Origin of the sequence: Bacillus cereus group sp. BfR-BA-01524, from assembly GCF_022662595.1 — a bacterium.
Classification (GTDB): Bacteria; Bacillota; Bacilli; order Bacillales; family Bacillaceae_G; genus Bacillus_A; species Bacillus_A thuringiensis_S.
Genome location: NZ_JAKUDW010000451.1, coordinates 1 through 223, shown reverse-complemented (window position 1 = coordinate 223; position 223 = coordinate 1). Strand labels below are relative to the sequence as shown.

Here is a 223-nt window from a genome sequence, read left to right as displayed (position 1 = left end):
GATGATGGATAATAATCAAATGCCAAATATGATGCCAATCATGGATAATAATCAAATGCCGAATATGATGCCAATCATGGATAACAACCAACCACCGAATATAATGCCGATAATGGATAACAATCAAATGCCGAATATGATGCCGATGATGGATAACAATCAAATGCCGAATATGATGCCAATCATGGATAACAATCAACCACCGAATATGATGCCATATCAA

1 protein-coding gene is annotated in these 223 nt (G+C 35.9%); it reads left to right on the top strand.

Translation table 11 applies throughout. From position 1 onward, the window contains the following. Positions 1-223: hypothetical protein (locus MR170_RS31845; RefSeq protein WP_242310781.1), on the top strand; the 223-nt coding region annotated here is incomplete at both ends.